At 41.7% G+C, this 24884-nt stretch carries 29 protein-coding genes; 21 read left to right on the top strand and 8 right to left on the bottom strand.

The window, feature by feature from the left end; genetic code table 11:
- The first annotated feature begins 3 nt into the window (after positions 1–3).
- The gene (locus ACN20O_RS18130; RefSeq protein ID WP_491635834.1) at positions 4–408 is read left to right on the top strand and encodes a response regulator; all 405 of its coding nucleotides are present in this window, start codon (positions 4–6) and stop codon (positions 406–408) included.
- Positions 409–418: 10 nt separating this feature from the next.
- Positions 419–769, top strand: a complete 351-nt coding sequence (locus tag ACN20O_RS18125; RefSeq protein WP_491635832.1) for a Crp/Fnr family transcriptional regulator — start codon at positions 419–421, stop codon at positions 767–769.
- A gap of 12 nt (positions 770–781) precedes the next feature.
- Here the strand turns inward: ACN20O_RS18125 and ACN20O_RS18120 are convergent, their stop codons facing one another.
- Genes ACN20O_RS18120 through pgsA form a run of 4 tightly spaced genes read right to left on the bottom strand, consistent with a single transcriptional unit; the run spans position 782 to position 3565 of the window.
- Entirely contained in the window at positions 782–1372 is a 591-nt protein-coding gene (locus ACN20O_RS18120) for a leucine-rich repeat domain-containing protein (protein WP_491639303.1), read from the bottom strand.
- Between the two features lie 3 nt (positions 1373–1375).
- On the bottom strand, positions 1376–1720 hold the full coding sequence (panD, locus tag ACN20O_RS18115) for an aspartate 1-decarboxylase (RefSeq protein WP_102243759.1): 345 nt from the start codon (positions 1718–1720) through the stop codon (positions 1376–1378).
- Positions 1721–1734: 14 nt separating this feature from the next.
- A complete protein-coding gene (gene serB, locus ACN20O_RS18110) occupies positions 1735–2937 on the bottom strand; it encodes a phosphoserine phosphatase SerB (RefSeq protein WP_491635829.1) in 1203 nt (400 codons plus the stop codon).
- On the bottom strand, positions 2921–3565 hold the full coding sequence (gene pgsA, locus ACN20O_RS18105; protein WP_491635827.1) for a CDP-diacylglycerol--glycerol-3-phosphate 3-phosphatidyltransferase: 645 nt from the start codon (positions 3563–3565) through the stop codon (positions 2921–2923). The genes serB and pgsA overlap by 17 nt, the downstream gene beginning before the upstream one ends.
- Positions 3566–3635: 70 nt before the next feature.
- On the opposite strand from pgsA, the gene ACN20O_RS18100 reads away from it, so the two are divergent.
- The 8 genes from ACN20O_RS18100 to ACN20O_RS18065 all read left to right on the top strand — a co-directional run bounded on the left by ACN20O_RS18100 (position 3636) and on the right by ACN20O_RS18065 (position 8721).
- Complete coding sequence (locus ACN20O_RS18100; protein ID WP_102243756.1) at positions 3636–4358, top strand: PilZ domain-containing protein; 723 nt, start codon at positions 3636–3638, stop codon at positions 4356–4358.
- Between the two features lie 189 nt (positions 4359–4547).
- The gene (glpX, locus tag ACN20O_RS18095) at positions 4548–5501 is read left to right on the top strand and encodes a class II fructose-bisphosphatase (RefSeq protein WP_491635825.1); all 954 of its coding nucleotides are present in this window, start codon (positions 4548–4550) and stop codon (positions 5499–5501) included.
- A gap of 36 nt (positions 5502–5537) precedes the next feature.
- Positions 5538–5963: a type II toxin-antitoxin system RatA family toxin gene (locus ACN20O_RS18090; RefSeq protein ID WP_491635823.1), complete on the top strand. Its 426-nt coding sequence runs from the start codon at positions 5538–5540 to the stop codon at positions 5961–5963.
- Positions 5964–5977: 14 nt separating this feature from the next.
- The gene (locus tag ACN20O_RS18085) at positions 5978–6298 is read left to right on the top strand and encodes a hypothetical protein (RefSeq protein ID WP_491635821.1); all 321 of its coding nucleotides are present in this window, start codon (positions 5978–5980) and stop codon (positions 6296–6298) included.
- Positions 6285–6968, top strand: coding sequence for a YggS family pyridoxal phosphate-dependent enzyme (locus tag ACN20O_RS18080; RefSeq protein WP_491635819.1), 684 nt, complete (start codon positions 6285–6287; stop codon positions 6966–6968). Before ACN20O_RS18085 ends, ACN20O_RS18080 begins: the two co-directional genes overlap by 14 nt.
- A gap of 181 nt (positions 6969–7149) precedes the next feature.
- Positions 7150–8097, top strand: coding sequence for an isopenicillin N synthase family dioxygenase (locus ACN20O_RS18075; protein ID WP_491635817.1), 948 nt, complete (start codon positions 7150–7152; stop codon positions 8095–8097).
- Positions 8098–8239: 142 nt separating this feature from the next.
- Positions 8240–8527, top strand: a complete 288-nt coding sequence (locus ACN20O_RS18070) for a chemotaxis protein CheW (RefSeq protein ID WP_491635815.1) — start codon at positions 8240–8242, stop codon at positions 8525–8527.
- Between the two features lie 5 nt (positions 8528–8532).
- Positions 8533–8721, top strand: coding sequence for a hypothetical protein (locus tag ACN20O_RS18065; RefSeq protein ID WP_491635813.1), 189 nt, complete (start codon positions 8533–8535; stop codon positions 8719–8721).
- Here ACN20O_RS18065 and ACN20O_RS18060 read toward each other — a convergent pair.
- Complete coding sequence (locus ACN20O_RS18060; protein WP_491635811.1) at positions 8718–9635, bottom strand: hypothetical protein; 918 nt, start codon at positions 9633–9635, stop codon at positions 8718–8720. The two genes, ACN20O_RS18065 and ACN20O_RS18060, sit on opposite strands and share 4 nt — an antisense overlap.
- 197 nt (positions 9636–9832) lie before the next feature.
- On the opposite strand from ACN20O_RS18060, the gene ACN20O_RS18055 reads away from it, so the two are divergent.
- The 4 genes from ACN20O_RS18055 (at position 9833) to ACN20O_RS18040 (ending at position 16740) form a co-directional block, all read left to right on the top strand.
- Entirely contained in the window at positions 9833–15235 is a 5403-nt protein-coding gene (locus ACN20O_RS18055) for a hypothetical protein (protein WP_491635809.1), read from the top strand.
- A 61-nt stretch (positions 15236–15296) separates the two neighbouring features.
- A complete protein-coding gene (locus ACN20O_RS18050) occupies positions 15297–15635 on the top strand; it encodes a DMT family protein (protein ID WP_491635807.1) in 339 nt (112 codons plus the stop codon).
- Positions 15636–15647: 12 nt separating this feature from the next.
- Positions 15648–16478: a ParA family protein gene (locus ACN20O_RS18045; RefSeq protein ID WP_491635804.1), complete on the top strand. Its 831-nt coding sequence runs from the start codon at positions 15648–15650 to the stop codon at positions 16476–16478.
- On the top strand, positions 16462–16740 hold the full coding sequence (locus tag ACN20O_RS18040) for a hypothetical protein (protein ID WP_491635802.1): 279 nt from the start codon (positions 16462–16464) through the stop codon (positions 16738–16740). Before ACN20O_RS18045 ends, ACN20O_RS18040 begins: the two co-directional genes overlap by 17 nt.
- 8 nt (positions 16741–16748) lie before the next feature.
- Here the strand turns inward: ACN20O_RS18040 and ACN20O_RS18035 are convergent, their stop codons facing one another.
- The 3 genes from ACN20O_RS18035 to ACN20O_RS18025 form a co-directional block, all read right to left on the bottom strand.
- Positions 16749–17636, bottom strand: coding sequence for a hypothetical protein (locus ACN20O_RS18035; protein WP_491635800.1), 888 nt, complete (start codon positions 17634–17636; stop codon positions 16749–16751).
- Positions 17637–17656: 20 nt separating this feature from the next.
- Positions 17657–17944: a hypothetical protein gene (locus tag ACN20O_RS18030; RefSeq protein ID WP_491635798.1), complete on the bottom strand. Its 288-nt coding sequence runs from the start codon at positions 17942–17944 to the stop codon at positions 17657–17659.
- 97 nt (positions 17945–18041) lie between these two features.
- On the bottom strand, positions 18042–18341 hold the full coding sequence (locus ACN20O_RS18025; RefSeq protein ID WP_491635796.1) for a hypothetical protein: 300 nt from the start codon (positions 18339–18341) through the stop codon (positions 18042–18044).
- Positions 18342–18412: 71 nt separating this feature from the next.
- On the opposite strand from ACN20O_RS18025, the gene queA reads away from it, so the two are divergent.
- The 7 genes from queA (at position 18413) to ACN20O_RS17990 (ending at position 24884) form a co-directional block, all read left to right on the top strand.
- Positions 18413–19486 (top strand): tRNA preQ1(34) S-adenosylmethionine ribosyltransferase-isomerase QueA, encoded by a 1074-nt coding sequence (gene queA, locus ACN20O_RS18020; RefSeq protein ID WP_491635794.1) that lies wholly within the window; start codon positions 18413–18415, stop codon positions 19484–19486.
- 2 nt (positions 19487–19488) lie between these two features.
- On the top strand, positions 19489–20616 hold the full coding sequence (gene tgt / locus ACN20O_RS18015; protein ID WP_491635792.1) for a tRNA guanosine(34) transglycosylase Tgt: 1128 nt from the start codon (positions 19489–19491) through the stop codon (positions 20614–20616).
- Positions 20617–20708: 92 nt separating this feature from the next.
- Positions 20709–21068, top strand: coding sequence for a preprotein translocase subunit YajC (gene yajC / locus ACN20O_RS18010; RefSeq protein ID WP_142409429.1), 360 nt, complete (start codon positions 20709–20711; stop codon positions 21066–21068).
- Between the two features lie 15 nt (positions 21069–21083).
- A complete protein-coding gene (gene tatA / locus ACN20O_RS18005; protein ID WP_102243733.1) occupies positions 21084–21350 on the top strand; it encodes a twin-arginine translocase TatA/TatE family subunit in 267 nt (88 codons plus the stop codon).
- Positions 21351–21443: 93 nt separating this feature from the next.
- The gene (secD, locus tag ACN20O_RS18000) at positions 21444–23144 is read left to right on the top strand and encodes a protein translocase subunit SecD (protein ID WP_491635789.1); all 1701 of its coding nucleotides are present in this window, start codon (positions 21444–21446) and stop codon (positions 23142–23144) included.
- Between the two features lie 23 nt (positions 23145–23167).
- Positions 23168–24103: a protein translocase subunit SecF gene (secF, locus tag ACN20O_RS17995; RefSeq protein WP_491635787.1), complete on the top strand. Its 936-nt coding sequence runs from the start codon at positions 23168–23170 to the stop codon at positions 24101–24103.
- Positions 24075–24884: a hypothetical protein gene (locus ACN20O_RS17990; protein WP_491635784.1), complete on the top strand. Its 810-nt coding sequence runs from the start codon at positions 24075–24077 to the stop codon at positions 24882–24884. The genes secF and ACN20O_RS17990 overlap by 29 nt, the downstream gene beginning before the upstream one ends.

Below are 24884 nucleotides of genomic sequence, written 5' to 3'. Positions count from 1 at the left end.
AGTATGAATGCTCCTCTTGAAAAGAAAATGCAAAGAGATGTTTTAATCTGCGATGACGATAAAGCAATCTGTGAAATCCTAAGAGAGTATTGCGAGCACATGGGATGTTTTAAAAATATCGTGTTTGCTCATGATGGAATTACAGCGACTCAAAAACTGCGCAATCAAAAGTTTGCTTTGATTTGTCTGGATATCAGCATGCCGAAAAAAACAGGTTATGACCTGATCGGTGAATTCGATGCTAACAGCATCAATATTAAGGACAATATTTTGGTGGTCTCAGGAACCTTGGAAAAAGATCTGATTGCTAAAATCTTCCAAGGTGGAGTGAAGAACTTCATGGTTAAGCCTTTTGATGAAAATCAGTTCCAGGAAAAAGTTTTAAGAATTTTAGGTGCTCAAAAATAAGGATGCAATTATGTCTAAAGAGTCCATCAGACTAAATCCTGGCGACTATCTTCTGCGCGAAGGTGAAGAGAGTTTAGAAATGTATTATCTTCAGTCTGGAACTCTTTCCGTCTTTAAAAGAAAAGGCGATAAAGAACACCAGATCGGCTCGATCATTTCAGGAGAGCTGGTTGGTGAGATGTCCTTTTTAGATAAACATCCACGTTCTGCATCGGTTAAGGCCGTCACAGAATGTGTTCTGGTTATTGTGCCTCATGAAAAGCTGGAAGCGACTCTTAACGGGCTTCCAAAATGGTTTACGGCGCTACTCCATACGCTCTTAGACCGTTTAAGAAAGGCCAACGCCAGAATTAAAATCTAAATCTAATCTAAGTTAAAAAGTAATTTTGAAATTTCGCTCGATGCTTTCTTTTTCTTTGATCGGGAAGGGATTGTTTTCCACTGAAAGGTGGTGCAGGTTTTTTAATTCTTTAAGCTTGAGTGGCAGCTCGTTTAGTTTATTGTTTTCTAAATTTAAGCGCCTAAGTTTTTGCAATCGATAAAGGCTGTAAGGGATCTCTTCGATCCGATTGTTCCCCAAATCCAGGTAATGAAGATTAGGAATTTCGTTAAAGAAGTTTTCTAAAGACTTTGCATTTAAGCTGTTTCTTCCTAAAATAAGCTCTTTTAAATGGGACCTGCTTTCGAGTTCAGGAAGTTGTGATAAACGATTATTTTTCAGACTTAAGTACTGAAGAGCAGGAAGTTCGAAAACTTCTTTGGGGATTGTGGCAATCTGAGTGGAAGTCAGGCTGAGTTTTTTTAGTTTTTTTAAGATGCCGATATCTTCCGGGAAGTAAGTGAAATTTCCGCCGATAATCTCCAGCTCAGTTAAGTCCCAGAGGTTTAAAACCTCAATCGGAAAGCGGGATTCATTTTCATCGCATTTTAAAACTAAACGCTGAGAGCTTCGCGATTCAAACATCAATTACAAATCCTGAATATACTTGTTGTGAGCATCAACTAAAATACATTTTGGGGTAATGGCCCTGTCACTTAAAGCGTAGCTGAAAATAATAACTTCTTCACCTTTTTTTATTAAGAGAGCAGCCGCACCATTGATGCAAACCATTCCCGAGCCACGCGGTCCAGAGATAACGTAGGTTTCCAAGCGGTTTCCTGAAGTGTTGCTTACCACTGTGACCTTCTGTCCTGGCCATAAGTCAATGCGGTCCAGAAGATCCTGGTCGATGGTTATAGAGCCGATATAAGAAAGGTCGGCTTCTGTCACTGTCGCTTTATGAATTTTGCTTTGTAATAGTTCTCTTAACATATTTTCTCTTTTACTTAATTGCTGTTTGGTCCCGGAATACCCAGGAAGTATAAAATCGAAGTCATTGGCCCATGGCTCAAATGTTGTTGAGCTTCTTTTCTCACCACGTCTTTAGCGTGGAAAGCAATCCCCAGTCCGGCAGTCGCAAGCATCGGAAGATCGTTTGCTCCATCTCCAATCGCGACGACTTGTTCTAGTGAAATATTTTCTTGTTGAGCGATTAGTTTTACCAAAATTGCTTTTTGGTTAGCGTTGACGATTGTGCCTGTTACGTTTCCAGTAAGCACGCCATCTTTTGCTTCAAGTTCATTGGCAAAAGAGTAATCTAGTCCAAGCTTTTTCTTTAAAGCGTCGGCAAAAAAAGTAAATCCACCAGAGATAAGAGCGACTTTATATCCAAGGATTTTAATCGTTTTAATAAACTCTTCAACTCCCGGAGTAAGTGGAAGATTTTCTAGTACTTCCTGCATACGAGAGACTTCAAGACCTTTTAGTTTTGAAACACGAAGACGCAGAGACTCATCGAAATCGATTTCACCATTCATTGCTCGGTGAGTGATCTCTTTGACTTCAGCTCCCACACCACAAAGTTCTGCCAGCTCATCGATAACTTCTGCTTGAATCAGCGTCGAGTCCATATCGAATACGATCATGCGCTTGTTTCTTCTAAAGACGTTGTCTTTTAGGAAAGCGACATCGATTTTGTGATTAGTAGAAACTTGCATCAGCTCAGCTTTTAGGGCCTTGCTATCGAGAGTTTTTGGTATTGAAGTTGAAATCTCCATTGAAGAGAATTCCTTCGGGCTTACTTTATCAATGCGTTCGATGTTGATTTTATAGTTGGCGAGGATTTGGGCCAGATCAGCAACAAAACTCGCTGTCACTTTTTGTGGAGAGACGCACGTTACGATAAATTTTTCGCCTTCCATTTCCGGAGTCACGACTTGTTTATCAACGACTTTGTAAGAAAGAGAAAGTCCTATCAGGTTGGCATCAAAGAGAAGATCCTTAAGCACGTTACCGCTGTGGTTGTTTTCGTTTACGTTAAAGCCTAATACGAAACTTAAAGAAAGAAGTCCGTGAGTTACGGCCTGTCCCATGTCCAGAACATCGACATTGTACTGGCTGATGATTCTCATTAAGCGCGCAGTGATCCCGGGACCATCTGGTCCACTAACAGTAACAAGAATAGTTTTTCCATTAAGTAGTTGGTTCACTCGCATCCTCTGTGTTTTTTTTGCGTTTTTTTTCTTTTCTAATTTTTTGAATTTTACCTACCAGGCCTAAAGAGTATTCAACGGCCGAGTAAAGTGAAAATATTGAAGCTAAATAAATAAGAATCGTCCCGATTAACGGCATATCGATTCCCCAGGGAACATCGTAGGCCATAAGCAGGGGAACACCCACCATTTGTGTAGCGGTTTTCCATTTACCTAAAGCACCAACTGGAACACTTAATCCTTTTTCAATGGCCAGGAGGCGAAGGGCGGTGATGTACATCTCGCGCAGAACGAGAATGAGAACAACTAAAACATTCACTCGGTTCATCGCTAAAAGCATGATCAGTGCAGAGATCACCAGAAATTTATCAGCAATTGGGTCTAAAAAAGAGCCAAAAACAGTCACGATATTTTTTCTTCTGGCGATAAAGCCATCAAGGAAATCTGTGATTGAAGCTGCGACGAACGTCCAGGCGGCAACATAGTTGAGAAGTTTTGTATGCTGACGTGCCCACTCGTAGTTGACCAGCACGGAAAACATAGAGAAAACAATAATAGGGATCAGAATCACCCTGAACATAGTTAAGCGATTTGGAAGGTTATCTATTTCCCACTCGTTACTCATTTTTTTCCTTCTTATAATAAATGTAACTCTATTTTAACCTAAGAGTAGTGAAGCTTACTAGGAGAAAAAATTGGAAAGACACTTAAGTTTAATTAAAACCGATTACCAGGAACTGGAAAAAAGAGTTTTTCCTCGTTTTCCCTTTGGTTTTATGATTTTTAAAGAAGCTTCGGGCGCTAAAATGGTGTTTGAAGTTAAAGATATTTCACTTACAGGGATGCAACTATCTTTCAAAGACGGAACTCATGATTATAAAGTGGGCTCAAAAATCGAAGGTGAGCTGCACTGGAGAGGAATCAATGTTTCTATCAAGGCGAGAATTCAATGGGTGCGCGAAGCTTCATTGGGACTAGCGTTTGATTCGAGCATCAGTTTTGAAGAAAAAATGCGCTCATTTTTATCTTTCGACAACATTGTTTCGCATATTAAACCACTTCATAAAACCGACATGTCTATCGACCTGCCAAACAACCTGATGTTCTGGTTAAAGGCCGATGGTGTTCTTGATCTTTATGTCTGGGAGCACGCAAGTGCCGGGATTTCGCGCTTTCAAATTCTTATGATGGAGCATTTCATTGAATGGGAAGAAGGTGTGGGCCTAAAAACAGGTCGAGTTATGACTCAAAGAGACCTGGACACTCCACTGTCACTGGAAGATGAGTTTGTTTTCCAGATCGACGACTCTGTTGTGGCCGAAAAAATCGAAATGGCCTTAGGCGTTGTGAGAAAAATCTCTGACGATCATCTGCCAACAGACGCTAAAGAATTCTTAATCTACAAACTAGGCGGATAACGCCAAACCAAACAGTCCAGTGGACTGTTTGGACTTCTTTTGAAATTCAAAGAACGCCAAATTTCTTACAATGAGTTTTGGCGTTCAACTCCACTTAATTAAATAGGTGACTTTTTCTTTCCTAACCTCCATATCCCTTTTATAATCAAAGGGCATTTACCATTTTTATTAAAAATCGGAGTTCTATCAATGAATCGTAACCTTGCTTTGGAATTTGTTCGTGTAACAGAAATGGCCGCAATTGCTTCTGCCCGTCTAATGGGTCGTGGGGATGAAAAGGCCGCAGATCAGGCCGCAGTCGATGCGATGAGAGCAATGCTTGATTCAGTTGAGTGTGATGCAACTGTTGTTATCGGTGAAGGTGAGCGTGATGAAGCTCCAATGCTTTATATCGGTGAAAAAGTAGGAACAGGAAAAGGAGCTGAACTTGAAATCGCTCTTGATCCACTTGAAGGAACGACAGTTTGTGCGACTGGTGGATACAACTCAATCTCAGTAATGGCGATTGCAGAAAAAGGAAACTTCCTGCACGCACCAGATACATACATGAAAAAAATTGCTTGTGGGCGCGAAGGCCGCGGGCTTATCGACATCAATGAATCAGCAAAAGAAAACTTAAGAAGATTAGCTGAGGCCAAAAAATGTCGAATTGCTGACTTAACAGCAATCGTTCTTGATCGCCCAAGACATAAAGAGCTTATTCAGGAAATCAGAGAAGCTGGAGCTCGTATCCAGTTAATTGGTGACGGTGACGTTTCTGCAGCAATTGCATGTTGTGATCCAAACTCTGGTGTGGATATTTTATTTGGTATCGGTGGAGCTCCAGAAGGTGTTCTTGCGGCAGCAGCGATGAGATGTATGGGCGGAGACTTCCAGGGAATTCTTCAGTGGAGAAATGACGAAGAAAAAAGCCGTGCTAAAAAAATGGGAATTACTGATTTAAATAAAGTTTTCAAACTAGATGACCTTGCTCGTGGAAATGTCATGTTCGTTGCTACTGGAGTAACAACAGGAAACTTCCTTGAGGGTGTAAAATTCAAGTCGTGGGGAGCGATCACTCATTCAATCGTAATGAGATCGAGCTCAGGAACAGTTAGACATATTGAAGCTGAACACCACTTTGATACAAAACCAAGATACTAAAATTTAACCTGACTAATATTTTACGGAGAAAATGTTATGGCAACAGCATCTAGAACGGAAATTGTAGACGTAGACATCAACAAGCTTTACGACGTAATCGTTGATTACGCAAAATACCCTGATTTCGTTGATGGCGTAAGCTCTACAAAAGTTTTAAGCCAAAATGAAACAAGCGCTAAAGTTGAGTACTCTGTAAACTTAATCAAGAGTTTCAAATACACTCTGGCGACAACACAATCTCGCCCGACTAAAGTTTCATGGGTTTTAGAATCAGGTGACCTGTTCAAAAAGAACGACGGTAACTGGACTCTAAAAGATTTGGGCAATGGAAAAACTGAAGTGACTTACAGCCTGGAAGTTGATTTCAAAATGTTTGCTCCAAATGCTATCCTTTCAGCTCTTACTGAGAAGAACCTTCCGGTAATGATGCAGTCATTTTTTAAACGCGCAAAATCTGTCTAAGAGAAGGAGTGGTTATGAGTGAGAAAGATAACAAAGGATCGCCAATCGAAGGAATCATTAAAAAAGTGGTTTCAGTAGGAGTTGGTGCTGCATTCATGACGGAAGAGTCAGTGAAGAAGATTTTAGAAGATCTTCCACTGCCAAAAGAAATTCTCTCGGGCCTGGTTCAAAATGCTAAAGGAGCTAAAGAGGATTTCACCAATGGAATTAGAGAAGAGATTCGAACTTACTTATCTAAAGTCGACGCTTCAAAAATTGCCACAGATATTTTAGACCGCTACGACGTTGAAGTTGAAGCGAAGTTTAAATTCAAAAAGAAAAATGATCAAAACTAATTTAGACCAAAGGCTCCGCTCATTTAAGGCGGAGCTTGGTTCAAAAACCCTTGTCGCTGTTTCAAAATATTCACCGATTGATGATGTGGCAATGGCATACGAACTGGGACAAATGGATTTTGGTGAAAACCGCGTGCAGGACTTAGTAGAAAAAGCAGCGGCCTTTGAGGCCAAAGGCATGAATAATGTCCGCTGGCATTTTATCGGAAACCTTCAATCCAACAAAGTTAAAGAGCTCTTAAAAATTCCTCATCTCTACAGCATTCATTCTGTGAGCTCAAAAAAACTCGTAGAAGAAATCATTAAGAGAGAAGGAGAGTTTAATGGTGAAGAATTAAAACTTTTTTTCCAGCTCAATACTTCTCATGAAGATGAGAAATCAGGATTTGAAACTGTTGAAGAAATGCTTGAGAGTATGCTGCTATTAAAAAAGCACGGCAATCCAAAACTGGTTGTTCATGGACTTATGACTATGGGATCTGTGCGCGCAGTAGACTTCGAAGCGGCCGCTTTAAAGTGCTTTCGCGATTTAAAGCACGCCCGCGACCTGGCCCAAAAAGAGCTAGGGCTTACAGATTTAAAGCTCTCTATGGGAATGAGCCAGGATTATCGAATGGCGCTCAAAGAAGGGGCGGATTACGTTCGAGTGGGCTCGGCCATCTTTAAATAGTCCGATAGTTCTCATGTTTTTGACCTTTTAGGCTCCCAAAAACTATAATATTTTCAATAGTTAAGCACCCTTAACCAAATCCTGATATATCTAAAAATCAGATACAGTAGCTATGGCTTTTCTATGAGGAGAAAACGAGAGGCTTTGCTATAGTGCAAGAAACGAATTTTGAGAGGGATTTATGACAAAGAGAAAAGTACCAGAGCTTAGTCTTTTAAGTTACGTTCATGGAACTCAGGCGGACAAAATTAAGTTTGTCGATGATATCTTCGGCGGTCTTAAAGATTACGGGTTCATTATCTTAAAAGATCACACAGTTGAGCAAAAGAAAATTGACCGTGCTTACGAGCTGGTAAAAGAATTCTTTGATCTTCCACTTGAAACAAAAATTAAATACAAAGGAAATAACGGCGGGCAACGCGGATACACTCCTTTTAAAACAGAACACGCTAAAGACAACAAGAACCCGGACCTAAAAGAGTTCTGGCACGTTGGACGCGAGTTAGCTGCAACAAGTGCATACAAAGGTGTTTACCCTGAGAATGTCTGGCCGACAGAAGTAGCAGAGCTAAAAAAGACTTTCATCGAGCTTTACGAAGCTATGGATACAACATCGGTCACTCTTCTGGAAGCAATCGGAAAAGGTCTTGATGTTCCAAGTGATTATTTCTCAAACATGATCCACGACGGAAACTCAATCGTTCGTATGATTCACTACCCACCCACAAAAGGTCAGGACACAAAGAATTCAATCAGAGCGGCAGCTCACGAAGATATCAACCTTATCACAATGCTGGTTGGAGCGACTGATTCAGGACTTCAACTTCTTGAGCGCGATGGAACATGGTTAGACGTAGAGTCTCGCCCGGGTGAAATCGTTGTTGATACAGGGGATATGATGTCGAGAATTACAAACAACGTTCTTCCTTCGACAACTCACAGAGTAATCAACCCATCAGATGACGGGTCTGCAAGATTCTCTATGCCATTCTTCGTTCACCCGCACTCGAATGCAATGTTAAAATGTATTCCATCGTGTGCAGGTGCAGGTGGAAGAACTCCAGATGCAGATATCACTGCTGGAGATTTTTTAACTCAGCGTCTGAGAGAAATTGGTTTAATTAAGTAATGATGAAGGCCTCGAAAGAGGCCTTTTTTATTTGTTGTTTACTAAATGAAATGCACTCTAAAAATTCAATTAACTTCATAGAATTAAAAGCTCCATAATCTTTTAACATTCCCTCACTAAACTCTTTCTCGAGGGGGGAATTATGAAATACATTTCATTTCGTTTAGAAAATAATTCTTATGCAGTATCAATCTTAAAAATCAAAGAAGTGATTGCAGAAAAGAATATTACGAGTGTTCCTCTCAATCCAAATCATTTAAGCGGAATAATAAATGTGCGCGGATTAATCATTCCGATTGTTGATCTATGTCTTAAGTTAAAGTTAAGAAGTGACGAAGCGAATTTCAGGAAGACGATCATCATACTTGAGGTCAATCGGCCCAGGCAGCGGCTGCCGCTGAGTCTCTTTTTTACCAGGCCAATTCCCTAAGATCGGTGGTTGATACTCTGGTGGTGACAGTTAAAGGTGTACAGGGGGAAGAAACACAAAAGGAAGTTCACAAGGATAACGTCAGGGCAATTAAGAGACCTGAAGTTAAAGCGAGTGTAGGGTTTATGAAAAAAGTTTCTGGAGAGTCTTATGCACTTCCAGGAAACAAAGACCCTAGGTTTGAAGAAGTCTAAAATCTAAGGCCAATAGTGGCCCTGAAATTTAGGATGTTCGTGGTTTGTTCCGTGCCATTTGAGAAGGTTTCTGTAGAGCTTAACGATTCAACAGATCCTTCAAAGACCATGGCAAGATTTTTTGAAAAAGGCATCATGTATCCCAAGCGGGCCTCTGGTAAAAGAGTGACACGTCCTGAGCTTTTGTCGTCATCGACAGTGGTTTCGGACTTACCAAGGCCCGCGGCCACAGTAAGATAAAAATTATTTTTGTTATCAGAGAAGGTTACAAAATGATAAGTTGCTGCCACGGTTCCCATGATTCTTTTTGTAGGAATATCCAGTTCCGGGTTCTCGATTCTGTAGACTTCATTATCCATTCTTGCGCCAAAACTCATTTCAAATTCAGGCAGGAAGCGGTAGTTGTATTCCAAAGTTACGTTGTAGCCCGAGCGGCTCGAATTTTTTTCATCGGCAACAGAAGACGAAGACTGAGTAAGACCTTTGTTGTAGCTGGCCTTAATCGCCCAGTTATTTTGTGCTCTGAATTTTTTGTAAACTTCATTGTAGTTAATGTCGGGTGTAAGGCCTGGATCAGCAGCGATTTCCAGCGCCACGTTTCCGTAGACAGTAGAGTTGGAGCTGACGATATCTTCTCTGTTAAAAGGAATTGTGACCGTGCGATCTACAGGCACCCAAAGAGAAAAATCGCGGTTAACTTCAGCGGCCTTGCAGACCACGCTGACGTTATCGTTAGCAAAAATGATTTCCTGTCCTTTAATGACTCCATCTTTAATCCCTTTGGCCACCACAAATGACCTGCGGTCTTTAGAGACTGTTTGAATAACGGTCAGTTCTTCTTTGGCGTAAGAATTATTTACGGGAGAAAAAATGAGAATTCCAAACAGAAACAGTAAGGTAGAGTGTTTTTTCATACTTATATTTTACCATGAGGCCCGCCAATAAAAAGACACACTTTTTTTTCCACCCCTTAGCAAAGACCTTGCAGAACACTCGGTTTTTATAGGGAGTTCTCCAATGGGAAAGAAAGGTACCTGACAATGGATGTAGGAGATAAAATAGTAAAGGTCACATCATATTTTTCGATAAGTAGTTGAGGAGTTACGACTAGATGCTACTGAATAAGAGTTTGATCAACACTTTAAAGCTCGCCACATTAATGCTTGTGGTGTCTGCCTGTGTGCCTAAGGCCACGGAGAAAAAAGCTGTGTGTGGAGAGAACGAAGCGTTTAGTACGGTGACGAGAAGTTGTTATAGTATTGAGGAGCAAAGATATAAGCCTGTAGGAACGAAGTCTTCCGACACTCTGGCCGAGGAAACTCCAAAAACAATCATCTTGACCTATACAGATGCCAATAAAGACCAGGCCATCTCTTGTAAGGTGTCTGCGATCTCATCAAATGTGGAAGCGATTTCGCCGCTTCTTTTAAATAATGGCCTAACAAATAAAGCTGCCGATGTTTATTCGGCCTTCTATAATTTAGCTAACAGCATTCCTGTTCCAGATACAGCAACTGCCGCTACTTATAGAACTAATATGCTGGATGCTTTAACGATCATGAGAACTAGCTTCTCTCAAGCGAGTATCGATAGTGCCATGACTGTTTTCTTGTCATACGCTACAAACCTTCTGACTCTAGCAACTAACCATCCTGGTGAAGCCAATGTTCAGAACTTTTATACTTTAGGGCAAACAATGCTTCAGGAGTTCGCTCCTTTTAAGACTCAGGTTAACAACCGTTGTGAGTGTTCTGCTGGCGTTTGCACAACAACAATTTCACCAAAACTTCATAAGTCGGGCAGTGCTGGTTTCTCATACACGATTACTGATGTGGATGGGGAGAGTGCGACTAAGGCCGTTTCTTTGACGATTACACCTATGTCGACGGCGAGCACTCACTTACAACCGGTGGCTAAGTCGCTTAACGTGACAGGAGCTGAAAGTAATACATCAACTGCAACAGGTATTAATTTTACGATTCCTGCTGCTGGGGACATCAATTCAACAGCATCTGCAAATTTTCAATATACTTTTGTTTCGGCCTCAAAAGGGACAGTGACAAACTGTATGAACCAGACAGGTTCAACAACTGGCAAATATGATACGACTTGTACATATACACCAACAAATGGAGATGCGTATACGACGTCAAGTCCAGCGGCCGCTACTGTTTCAATCCCGAATGCGGGAGCTAATCCTGCAGTATTTACGGCCGTAGCGAATGGCTCTTATGCAAATAATAAAATCTCTATTGAGTATGTTGACCTACAAGATAGCAATTCACCTTTTAGTAGATCTCAAGCATTTGGTTTAGTTTCCTCATATCAAGATAGCTTTGTAAGAGTTAATGGGGACGCTATTACTGTTTATATAAACCTTGGAATCACTTCAACTCTAAAAGTTGTTGAGCTAATCAACAATCATCCACAGGCCAATAAATTGGTGGTGGCAAGTGGTGGATCAGCTAGTAATAATGCGACACCAACATCAGGGGCCGTTTATTTAACTGGTGGTGTAGATGCTTTTGACACTATCACTTATAGAGTAAGCAACGGGATTTCTAGTTCTACAAATACGGGAACGATTCAGGTTAATGTGACTTCGACGAATGATCTTCCGATGGTTGCCAGAGATTATTTAGGATCACCATATTCACATACAGAAATTTTTAATGAAGAGACAGTTGGACACTCGATCATCGTATCATTTAAAGATGTAGACAGTTATGCATCTCAAATGACAATAAGTGCGGTAGTTAACGAAACTCTTTTAGCTTCGACGACATGTCCAGCAATGACGACTGCAGACATGCCTTTTATTTCTCCAAATTCTAAAGTCCATGCCAACGTTCCAGCGCCAGCTGTTGCAACTTGTGCGGTCGATGGAACATGTACTGCGACAATTACTGTTGATGCAGATTTAGATTTCTATGGTGATGTATGTCTTTATTACTCAGTGGCAGATTCTCTGGGAGCTTCATCAGTTAATGCCCAGGGAGTTAAGCTCTCGATCACGGGAGTTAACGATGCTCCATTATTAAGTAACGCTGCACTTGCGCCCAATAGTCCATCTGATACAGTTGTGACTCCTCTTTCGGCCATGAGTATTGATGAAGACTTAGCAGGGGCATCGGTTAGTTACAAAAATATTTATGTAAGACCAAGCGGTAGCTCATATGAAGCATCACAGTTAACGACAGTGTCTCTATTGAGTTCAGCTCCAACTTTGATTCCAAACGTGGCATGTTTAAACTATAGGCCAGGGACAGCGACACCTGTAGGAAGTGTTATACCAAGTGGAGTTGGAGCGCTTTATTTCGATATCACAAATCTTCGTTGTTACATTGCAACTGGAACAGGAACTTCGAATTGGAAACTATATCCATCGTTAACGGCCTATCCGGCAAACTGTAATATTGATGTTACAGATTCAACTTCATACGGTACCGCTGCACCAACAGGTACGCCTTCAGCAGCTAACAAATACTATCTCAATACATCAAACAATAAATGTTATAAGTCATCTGCAACAAGCTGGGCACTAGATCCAGCGATGACGAATTATAAAATCTCTTATATCCCGGCAACTGATAAGTCGGGTTCGTCGACTATTACTGTAACTGTTCAAGATAATGGTGGAGCAACAGCTCCAAGTATCGATACAACGACAGGCACATTTGTTTTAACGGTTAATTCTGTTGATGACCCTCCAGTCTTCCGCTCATTCTTTACTTCAATTCAGACAAATGAAGGTGGAGACGTTCAAACTGAAGGATTTCTTGTTGATGAGGATGACGGTGCTACTACAGATGAAGACCTGCAGCCGATGAGCGTTTCTGCTATTACAACAGACAATGCCAGCGTTCTGCCAGTTTCTTCTATTAGCATTTTTTATGATTTAAATGATAACGGTGTTGAAGATGCTGGTGAGTCTCGTGCCATTGGCTCTATGCTTGAAGCGTCAGCAGCTGATGATGCTAGTTTACATAAAATTTATCTAAAACTAGATCCTGTTGATGGGGTTTCTGGAAATGCGAACATTAGTGTAACAATTAGTGATGGAACAAGCGCTGTGACGAAAAGCTTCGCCTTTATTGTTCACCCGATTGCAGCTCTTCATGGTGGCTGGAACAATATTTCATCTGTCGGTTTAAAAACAAATAAATCAGGTGCACCTGTCGCGGCTACGGATATTTCTTGTGAATACAATGTGACGACTGATAAAAATAATTGTAGTTCAAGCAACGTACTTAAAGATTGTAAAGGGTCAGCAAGCCCGAATGGATCTATTGTTCCAAGTGCTAAGAATACAATTTACTGGGATGAAACTAATCTTCGTTGTTATAGAAGCACTGGGGCCACTGAGTTTACTTGGGTAGACCATAACACATCTTGCCCGATAACAAAGGCGATTGCAGTGACAACCGTAGATGTTGCAATTACTTCATCGGGAACGGTTTTAAATGTTGTCTCTACTGCTGGATTCCCGGAAGCTGGAACTATTACAGTTGATACAGAGCAGATGACTTACACTGCGAAGACTTCGACATCATTTACAGGTTTAGTTCGCGGTGCTAATGCGACAACTGCAGCAGCTCACTCCATTGGAGCGAAAATTACTGCTAAAAATGCAGCCCCATTTATTAAAGATCTTGCAGCTGACCCAGCACCAACACCAACAGCGGCAAATCAGTTTTATTACACAATAGAAGATAAAACATGCCGTCAGAGTGTTTACAGTGGAACGAATCTTGTTTGGGATACAACATTGTATCAGCCATCTAAAGTTACTTTAGCATGGAAGCCGTTTACAGTTGTTGGTTCGGGCCCTGAAAGCGGAGTTCAGATTGCAGGGTGGAACGTTTATCGCCGTGAACACGGTGCAGATTTTAATTTCAAAGGTGGACACCTCAAAAATACGAGTTCGACATCAGTTTTTACTATTGCTGATCCAAGTGTAAGAACTTTTACTGATACAACTGCGGTTGCGGGTAAAGTGTATTTCTATGTTGTTCGTCCGGTCGAAAATAGAAGAAACTTTCCGACATATACGCCAGAAATATTTTCTGAAGTGCGTGTAATGGCAGCACCATCTAATTATACTTTTGTTCACCGTTGGATTGTAAACCAAGAAATTTGTAATGGAATGAACATTACAACATCAACTAGTCCTAACTATGTGGATACATCTAATAATTTCCGTTGTCCTTATATTGGGCCAGGTACGTCATCAGGTTATTATGATTACGGAAGAGACTTGCTTGTTGATACTCAAGAACTAGGATGTCCGTACGCAGCTGCGCCGGCCTGTACAGCTAATGGATGTGTTGGTATTGGAGCTCCTACTTACAATGCAGCAGCAGTAGGGCATGAGGTTGCGGCCAATGGACTTTATTATGACCGCGGAACAGGGACATGTTACCGCAGTGCTGGCGGTACAACATGGGAAACAGTTGAAGCAACAGCAGTGGCCAGCATCGCTAATATTTTAAATTCAGCTTTAAATGCTCCTTTGGTTAATGTGACTCAAGCAAAAGCAGCAGTTATTTGTTCAGCAAGAACGGCTCCTACTGTGCCAACAGTTAAGAATGCGGCAAATGTAATCGTTCCAGGAATGACTTTTGGAGCTGTCTCACTTCCAGATAAAAAAGATTATATGGGGTATGCTTCTCATAAACTAAATATCACCGATCCTGAAATTACAGAAATGGAACAAGGGTTCTCTCTAAACGTAACATCTCGCTGTAACGGTAGTGCTGCAAGTGGATTGGAGACGGCCTACACTGATTCGGCCATTCCGTCGACAAGTTTTATCTACTCACTTCCAGGCACAGCTTCATCTGGAATCAAGTCGCTTTATACTGGGTCAATTGCGTGGGCAAGCAGTAAAGGAACTGAAGCTTGTGTGTCTCGTTTTGGGATTCAGGATTTATACGGAAACGTAGCTGAATGGACAAAAGATCAGATGGATTGTTCTTCTCCTTATGTTTGTACTCCGGTCACTGGTTCATCATACGAAGCTTATAACTTTGATGGGGCTGGAACTCCGTATGCCTTGGATTTAAAATCTGGACCATATAACGATGCTGACGGAAGTGGAACGACTGCAGGAACAGATGCATGGTTAACTCAATGGACATTCTCTGATCAACTTTTTGGAGCGACAAAATTCTCATTCCCATTGGCCCTTCCAATCAATGGTGACATTGACAGTATGACGGCCTATGAAGACTCAGCGGCCTTACCGTGGATCTTGAACATTGGTCCTTCTTCAGGAATCACAACCAATAAACTTCACGAAGATGGTATCATCATTAATGGAGCTGCTGTTAATCTCGGGGCTACACATGTTGGTTCATTCGCTGTAGGTGGTAGCTACCGTTCAGGAAATCTTTCTGGACGATTTACTTCAGAGCTTGTCCCTGAGGCCGATAAACGCCCAGACATCGGTATGCGCTGTATTATCCCAGTAAGTGGATATGCTTCGGACGCTAAACACACATACCCTTATTAGGCATTGTCTCCCCATTTTTTCTTCGCTAAACTATCCTTGTTAAAACACAAGGACGTTTTTAATGTTTCGAAGCTTAGGCCTTCTGGTTATCTCAAACCTCTTTATGACATTTGCCTGGTACGGGCATTTAAAACACAACCAACACTCAAAGCTCTGGATGGTTGTTCTCATCTCATGGGGAATTGCTTTCTTTGAGTACTGCTTCCAGGTTCCGGCCAACAGGATCGGAATTCAGCACATGAACATCGCTCAGCTTAAAGTCGCCCAAGAAGTTATTACGATGACTGTCTTTGGACTTTTTGCGGTTTTATACATGAAAGTTCCTCTGACAAAAAACTTCCTCTACGCCAGCCTTTGCCTGGTGATGGCGGCGTTTTTTATGTTCAGAGACAGAGTTTAAAAGAGGGAAGAGATGGGAAAAATTATTAGTTTCATCAATCAAAAAGGTGGCGTTGGAAAAACGACCATGGCCTTTAACACTGCTTTTGCTCTGGCACAAAAAGGGAAGAAAGTCCTGGCGATCGATCTTGATCCGCAGGCCAATCTCACTCTTTTATTTGAAGCGAAAAATAATTACAACCTTCACCATCTTTTAATCAACTCGATTAAAGAACTAAAGATGATTCACGTTCCGGCGATGCTTTCGGAAATTCTTCATTACTCTAAAGGCAATGCGGTTGTGGATTTGATTCCTGGAGGCCAGGAGCTTTCTGGGTTTGATTTAACGGTGGCAGGGATCAATGCCCCAAGACAGTTGATCCTGAGAAAATTTTTAGAGATCAACACACTTAAAGACCGTTATGACTATATCGTGATTGATTGCCCGCCGACACTTGGGCTTTTAGTGATCAACGCCCTTTGTGCCAGCGATGGGGTCATCATTCCATTTAAAGCAGACGATTTTTCACAAAAAGGTTTGGAGCATTTTTATCAGGTATTGTCCGACATCTCTGATATGGGAATCGTTAAATCTCCGGATATCGTCCTTCATGTGCCTAATTTAGTTGATCTAAGAAGAAAACAAGAGAATGATGATTTGACAAAAATTATTGAAACCGTGGATCATGAGATCGGTGAGGGGAAAGTCTTCTCTCCTTTTTTAAATAAAGCAGGTCTTGTAAAATCATTATCAGGAAGAAAATCCGTTTTTGATTTTAAGGGGCAGGAGTTCACTGAGCTTCGCGAGAAGTTCACGGGAATTGCCGAAAGAATCGAGGAGTGGGCCAATGTCAGACAACAGTAAAAAAAGTTCTAATCCACTATACGTTGTCAGCAACAATGGAGTTGACGTGGAAGCAGCTAACAGCATTTTAGACCTGATCTTAAAGAAGACTGGTCTCGATCAATTAATTCCCATCCTAGAGAGCATTATGCAGATGTTTTTATCTCAGGTGACGTCGTACCCGATGTTTCTTGAAGTGAAAAAAATCTTTGATGCGATTTTTGAAAAAGCTATCGAGCTGATGTTTCAAGCTCAGCAGTTGATGCAAAAAAAGAAAGCTTAAGGTTTAGCCTAAGGGTTATAAGTACAGCGGAACCCAAACTGCTCATAGGCCAGTGATGGGTCGTAAAAACTTAAATTGAAAATCCCACCCACACCACCATTGTACCAGGCACCGCCTCTCATGACGGCTTCTCTGTCTGTTAATGAGCCGGGGTTGTAGGAACCAACATTGTTTCCATAATTATAAGTTGAGTGGGCCGAGAAGGCCGTGTTGATATTGATGACATCGCTTGAGCTGATTTTGGTGTCGAGTTCAGAATAATCTCGCCAGTAATCGACTGTGTCTCCAAACTTATAGGCCTTATCACAACTTGTCCCATTACAAGTCACACTCCAGTCAACCCATTCTTCAACGTTTCCTGAAATATCCCAGATGTCTTCACCAGTAGAGAGTCTGTGAGTTCTCTTGTGAACAAAACTTCCTGCTCCGACGCAAGTATTGGCACCTGTATTATAAAGACAGTTGCTATTTTGGTCTTCAATGTTTCTGGCAATAGCTTGCCACTCAGGATTAGATATTAGACCGTAACCACTTCCAAGAGCGGCACAGGCCTTGCGAGCATTGACTTGAGAAATATAATTCCAGGCTGCACCGGCGCTTCCTGAAAAAGGTTTGATGTTATAAAAACGCGCTTCGTATTTCATAACACAAAAATCCGCAGAAACACCAACGGCGTTGTCTGCAGGGACTTGTAGAAAATCACCAAAGGTCTGCGGGCATGTTCTGGTGAAAGTCGCTGTCGCTGTTGAGCAAGTTGATAAGTTCCCCAGTGAGTTTTCAATTTGAACTGCAAAGGTTGCAAGACCTAAGGGAAGATTACTTGAGACCAAATCTATGCTTGATGAAGTGGCCGTGCCTGTTGCGACTTCATCTGTGCATGAAGAATCAGAAAACAAGTGAACGATCTCGCCTGATTTTATACCGGCAGACCTGCTACGATGTCGTAAACATCATAGGCGATAGCATCGGCATGCGCCGTCCAGTTTAAAGTCACTGTTGAATCGGTGTGAGTAAGTGAAGTGATTCCGGCAAAAACTAAAGATGAATCGACTCCATTAGTGGTAGTGCCACCAGAAGTTCCGTCGTCGGTCTTTGCATCGGATTCAACTGGCCTGCGGTCAATTTTGATAGGGTTTTCTACACAGCTTGAAACAAGCAGCATAGTGGAAAGAAAAAATAGACGTGTGGCAGTTTTGATTCCCATAGTGATGGTACTTTATCGGCAAAGTAAGAGTTTACGTAATAAATAAGAAATAACGACTGTCTAAAGTTTAGACAGTCGGCCGTTAGGATTAGTTACATTATCTCGCTCTGATTCGGCGAGGTTTAACAGATGTCTCAGGAGCTTTTTTGGCCTCTAAAACAGGTTTTAGGGTCTCTTTTTGAATTCCGGCCAGTCCAGTAGAGACGTCGTCGCTAATCAGGTCGCCCTCGCTTAGAACGCCCGTCACGGCATCAACGTTTCTCATTTGGAGCTCTTCAACTTTTAGCTGATTGGTCTCCAGGGCGCGGAGTTCGGCCTCAAAATCCGGGTATGGCGCTTCTGAAGCGATGGCCCCGAATGAGAAAATGAATGTTAAAAAGAGTCTTTTCTTTAACATACAATTATTTTTTCACACATTTGGATTTTTTAAAAGGGCCAATGGAAATCATTCATGCTAATTAATTATTCATGAGTTATCCACAAGACCAGAGCAGCGAAAAAGACCTGCTTTTATCATCGTATCACTACGATCTACCTCCTGAGTTGATCGCCCAAAGACCAGTTGATGGTGTCAACCGCCACCAATCGCGTCTTATGGTCTACAATCAAAAGACAGACACGGTTACTCATGATTATTTTTATAATCTTCCCAACTACCTTCCGGCCGATTCACTGATTGTGTTTAATCAGTCCAAAGTTTTTCCATCGAGACTTTTGGGAAATAAAAAAAGCGGCGGCAAGGCCGAGCTTTTTTTCCTTTCACATGAGACTAATCAAAACGGAAGTTACCCGGCGCTGATTAAAACCAGATCAAAAAAGAATATCGGAGATGAATACACTTTTGCAGCGGACATGAAAGTGTCTGTGGCCGACATTTTTTCCGATGGAACTTTTGGTGTAAAGGTAAGTCTGCCAACAGGATTTAAAAATCTTCTGGATTATCTTGAAGCCCACGCTCTTATTCCTATTCCTCCTTACATCAGAAAAGGAGAAAGTGATGAGGAAGATAAAAAAAATTATCAAACAGTATATTCAAAACACACAGGATCTGTAGCGGCCCCTACAGCAGGATTGCATTTCACTAATGACCTGTTAGAAAAATTAAAAGAATCCAATATCGAGCGCGCATTTGTTACTCTTCACGTAGGCCTTGGGACTTTTAAACCGGTGACAGTGGCCCACTTAAAAGACCACGTCATGCATTCGGAAGAGTATTTTGTTGATGAAGAAAATTTATCGAAAATTAGAAACGCGAAAAACGTTTTTGCGGTCGGGACGACCAGTTTACGAGTCCTGGAGTCGAGTTACGGAAAGGAGATTTCTCCCAACGAACACTATAAAACCCAGATCTTTTTGCATCCGGGCGTAGATGTGAAGAGCGTCAGTGGCCTTATCACCAATTTTCACCTCCCCGAATCTACACTTCTTATGTTAGTCTCAGCTCTTATCGGTAGACCAAAGACGATGGAGCTTTACGAACTCGCAGTAAAAGAAAAATACCGCTTCTTTTCTTACGGCGATGCCATGTTGATTTTAAGGTAATTATGACAACTGAAAAAAAGATATTTAAAAAAATCGCTCAATCAAAAAAGGCCCGTGCAGGTGTGATTACAACTGCTCACGGAGAAATCGAAACGCCGATTTTTATGCCGGTAGGGACTCGAGCTTCTGTTAAGACAATGTGGCAGGAAGAACTTGAAGAGATGAACGCTCAGATCATTCTGGGGAACACGTATCATCTCTATCTTCGCCCAGGTCATGAGCTGATTGAAAAAGTTGGCGGAGGCCTTCACGGATTTATGAAATGGGACCGCGCGATTTTAACTGACTCTGGTGGCTATCAAGTTTTTTCTCTTTCATCGATGAACAAAGTCACAGAAGAAGGAGTGACTTTTCAATCGCACTTAGATGGCTCAAGACATTTAATCTCTCCAGAAAAATCAATGGAGATTCAAAGAGCGCTAGGCTCTGACATCGTGATGAACTTTGACGAGTGCCCAGCACTTCCAGCGACAAAGGATCGTTTAAGAGAAAGCATGGAGCTCACTCTTAGATGGGCAAAACGCTGTCGCGATTACCAACTTAAGGATCACCAAAATCTTTTTGGGATCATTCAGGGGGGATTACATCATGATCTGCGAACTGAATGTATGGAAAGATTAAAAGAAATGGACTTCGAAGGTTTTGCTTTGGGTGGACTTTCTGTCGGCGAAAAAAATGAAGAGATGGTCAGTTTCTTAGATAATTTTGTGCACACGATGCCAGAAGATAAGCCACGCTACTTAATGGGCGTTGGAAAGCCGCTAGACATCTTAAACGGAATCCGCTCAGGGATTGATATGTTCGACTGCGTTCTTCCTACGAGAAATGCCAGAAACGGGCAGTTCCTCACAAAGGGCGGGCCTTTAAATATTAAAAAAGAACGCTTTAAAGAAGATCTTCTTCCGCCAGATCCAGAGTGCAACTGTAAGGTTTGTCGCAAATACAGCCGTTCGTATATTCGTCACTTGTTTACAGTGGGAGAATATCTCGCGGGCAACATGATTACGTATCACAATTTATTTTTCTATCTGCAAATGACTCGTGATGCAAGAGAAGCGATTAAGGCAGATAAGTTTGACGAGTTTTACTCGAAGTTTTATAACTCTTACACATCAAACATGTGGAGCTGAAAAAACATTCCAGTGTAATGTTTTTACTACTTTATGACAATTAATACACTGAATTCTGCTTTAAGAGTTCAGCTACATAATAAGGAATCAAAATGTTAAAATCACTTTTAGCTATCGTAGCACTTTCGTCAACCAATGCTTTTGCACAAGCTGCAGGTGCCGCTCCAGCGCAAAACCCAATTATGCAGTTTCTTCCGCTAGTTGTTGTCTTTGTTATTTTCTATTTCTTTATGATCAGACCACAGAAGAAAAAATATGAAGAAGAGCAGGCCTTGCTAGAAAAACTAGCAAAAGGGGATGAGATCTATACCAAATCTGGCCTTATTGGGACAGTTTATGGAATTACTGATACAGTAGTGACTGTAGAAGTTTCTGAAGGTGTGCGATTCAAAGTTTTAAAGAACCAGATTGGCGGTCTTTACAAAACTCTTACTGAGTCTGCTAAAAAATAAAACCACGGAGTTTATATGTTTGGATTAGGTGCTGGTGAATTATTATTAATTTTTGTGATCGCGATCCTGTTTCTAGGGCCGAAAAAGATCCCAGAACTAGCAAAAGGTCTTGGTCAAGCAGTGCGTGAATTTCAAAAGGCACGCGACGAAATGATGAACGAGATCAACAAGCCTCATACCCCAGCTGAGCAGGGGAAAAAGGCAGACGTAGAAGTTGTTGCTCAAAAAGTCGAATCACCTGAAGCCAAAACTGACTCATCTGAATCTACAAAAGAGTCGTAAAACCGTTCTTGCAATTTCATAAATATATCAACTATACTTTCTGGTACATCCAGAAAGTATAGTTACTTTTGTCTATTAAAAGGGAGTTTTTTGATGAAGACCAACTGGTGGGTACGCTTCAGTGTACTACTCGTTCTTATTGCCGCAGCGGTAATCGTATTACTACCAACAGTGATGAAGTTTGATGAAAATGGATCTTATCCGGTCAAATCAAAAATCAATCTAGGTCTAGACCTTCAAGGTGGTCTGTACATGGTTCTAGGGATCGACTTTAAAAAAGTTTATCGCGATGAAATCCAGACAAGTGCCAGAAAGATTGAATCACTTCTAAAAGATGAAGAGATCGGTATGACTATCGGTGCTCTTGATGCCACAGACCCAATTGACCCAAAACAGGTCATTGCTCTTAATAAAGCTTCTGACATGGAAAACGCTAAGAAAAAAATCAAAGCGATTTTCGGCAACACAATCAGAATCACAAAAGAAGAAGGCGACAAGCTAGAGATTGCTATGGCCCACGCGGTTAAGACTCAAATTGAGCAGCAGTCAGTAGGAAAATCAATCGAAGTTATCAGAAACCGTATCGATGAATTCGGGGTTACAGAACCAGAAATCATCGCACAAGGTGAAGATAGAATCGTTGTTCAGCTTCCAGGTGTTCGCGATATCGAAAGAGCAAAAGAACTTATCGGTAAAACTGCTAAGCTTGAGTTCAAAATCGTAAACGACACGATTCCTCCGCAAACTCTTCAGGCGTGGATGGAAAAAGCAAAAGCTGCTGGTATCGTTTATAAAAAAGGTGAGCGTTTCTCTGAATACATCAAAAAGATGAACGAATTCCTGGTAAAAGACATTCCGGAAGGGCATGAGCTTGCTTTTGAAAAATCTCCAACTCACGATGAGTCTCTTAACATTCCTTACGTGATTGAAGCGACTCCAAGAATTACTGGGGATGACCTGGCAGATGCCCGCGTTCAAATCGACCCACAAAAAAATCAGCCATACGTTTCTATGGAATTTAAAACTCAAGGTGCTAAGCGCTTTGAAGAAACAACTGGCGCAAACGTTGGCCGCAGAATGGCCGTTGTTCTTGACGGTAACGTTTACTCAGCTCCAATGATCCAGGGGAAAATTGCTGGTGGACACGCTCAGATCACTTTAGGTGGTGGAGCAAACTTCAATAAGACAATGACTGAAGCCCGCGACCTTGCTCTTGTACTAAGAGCTGGTGCTCTTCCTGTTCAGCTTGATTTCCTTGAGCAAAGAACAGTTGGTCCAAACCTTGGTAACGACTCAATTGAAAAAGCAAAAATTGCTTCTTTCATCGGTTGTGGTCTCGTATTCTTATTTGCCCTTGTTTATTACAAGTTCTCAGGTGTGATTGCGATCGTGACTCTTTTATTAAACGTTCTTTTCACCGTAGCTATCTTGGTTGCGATTGATGCTACACTTACCCTTCCAGGGATTGCAGGTATCGCGCTGACAGTAGGGATGGCCGTCGACTCCAACATTATTATCTTTGAGAAGATCAGGGATGAAGTCAGAAAAGGAATCAGCAGCTACAAAGCTTTCGATATGGGATACAACTCGGCCCTTTGGACGATTCTTGATGCCCACATCACTCAAGCAGCAGCAGGTTTCTGTCTACTGAACTTTGGTACAGGTCCAATCAGAGGTTTCGCGATCACGCTTCTAATCGGTATCGCGGTTACGGTATATACAGCGTACTACGTTTCGAAAATCCTATATGAACTATATATGGAAAAATCGGACGCTAAAGAACTGAGTATTTAATTTAAAGTTTGGAGTAATTCTATATGATCGAGTTAATTAAACACGGTACGACGATTGATTTCATGGGGAAACGTAAATACGTTATGACGTTTTCTCTGATTATCACTTTGATTTCTCTTTATGGGATTTTTTATAAGATGGATTATGGTGTCGACTTCAGAGGTGGTGCTGAGGTTCAGACAAAGTTTGCTAAAGAAGTTCACCTGGACACAGTTCGTGATGCTCTGACAAAGTCAGGCTTTCATGAGGCGAGCGTTCAGACTATCGGCCAGCCTCAGGACAACGAAATCCTTATTAAGGTTTCTGCTGATGAAGCTTCACTAAACGCAACAACAGAAAGACTGACTCAAGCTCTTCACACATCTTTTGCTGACAACACGGCAGAGATCAGAAAAGTAGATATCGTTGGTCCAAAGGCCGGAGCTGAGCTTCGTATGTCTGCGGTTAAAGCGATGTTCTGGGCGATTTTATCGATCATGGTATACATGGCGATTCGTTTCGACTTCCGTTATGCCCCAGGGGTCATGGTTTCACTTCTTCATGATATTATCATTGTTGCCGGGGTTCTATCATTCGTGGGCTCAGAGTTCTCTCTACACACGGTAGCGGCCCTTCTATCAATCATCGGTTACTCAGTTAACGATACCGTTATCGTTTACGACCGTATCCGTGAGCACGAAGACCATGGTGACCAGACTAAGAGTTTAAGAACGCACATTAACGACGCGGTAAACGACACGCTTTCAAGAACGATCCTTACTTCGGTAGCGACTCTTCTAGTGGCGGCTTCGATGTACTTCTTCGGTGGTGCGGCCCTTAGAGATTTCTTCCTTGCGATGTCAATTGGTATCATCTTCGGTACATACTCTTCAGTTTATGTTGCCGCTTCAACGACTCTGTTTATTGATGAACTGACAAGAAAATCGAAAAGTGGAAATGCACAAAAAGCTACAGCTTAATCTATTTTATCTTCTTATAGTGACAGGCCTCCTCTCATGGGGAGACCTGTCTTTTTCTCAAGACCCCAAAACACAAGATTCAAACTCCACAGCAGAGACCCAGGAAATAGAGGAGCACGACACTCAAGACCTGGAGAAGCTTTTAAAGCGCTATAACACCGATTCTGAAAAGGTTTTGGAAGACTCTGGCAAGATCCACAATATCCAGCAAGAGGCGGCCACAACGGAAGTTAAAGAGGCCGACATTGAAGAAATTCGCCCGAGCTCTATTCTTGAAAAGGCCAAAGAGGAATCGATCCAAAGAGCTCGTCAGCACCAGGCCAAAAAAGAAGAGGAGCTTCTGAAGGCCAACGCTTCCTATGCTGAGTCTGTCAGAGTGGCGCTAGAGCCGCTTCAAAAGCTTTCTGAGGCTGAGCTTTTAAAGCGCCTGGATGAAGGAACAAAAGAGTCTCCTGTTCGCCCTTACATGGATCAATTTCCCAATATTACCCTTTATGCCGTTCGATTAATCAAAGACAAGGAGAGTATCCCGTCTGTGGTTAAGATTGTCGAAAATAAAGAGCGTCTTATCCAGTTTGTAAGCGTGATGCTCTTTACTATTATTTTTGGTTTTATCTTAAAGCGAATCATGCACCGAGAGGGCAGGTCTTTTATTAAGGCCGCTTTTTATTTCTTAATCCGTGTGACTCTTATGATGGCCCTGAGAATAGGAGTGGTTTACTACTTCTACGCAAAGGAGCTCACGCCGGCGGCGAAGGTCTTCAAAAAAACATTTCTTTAG

Source organism: Bacteriovorax sp. As-1, from assembly GCF_058446905.1.
This window is presented reverse-complemented; position numbering and strand designations above follow the sequence as displayed.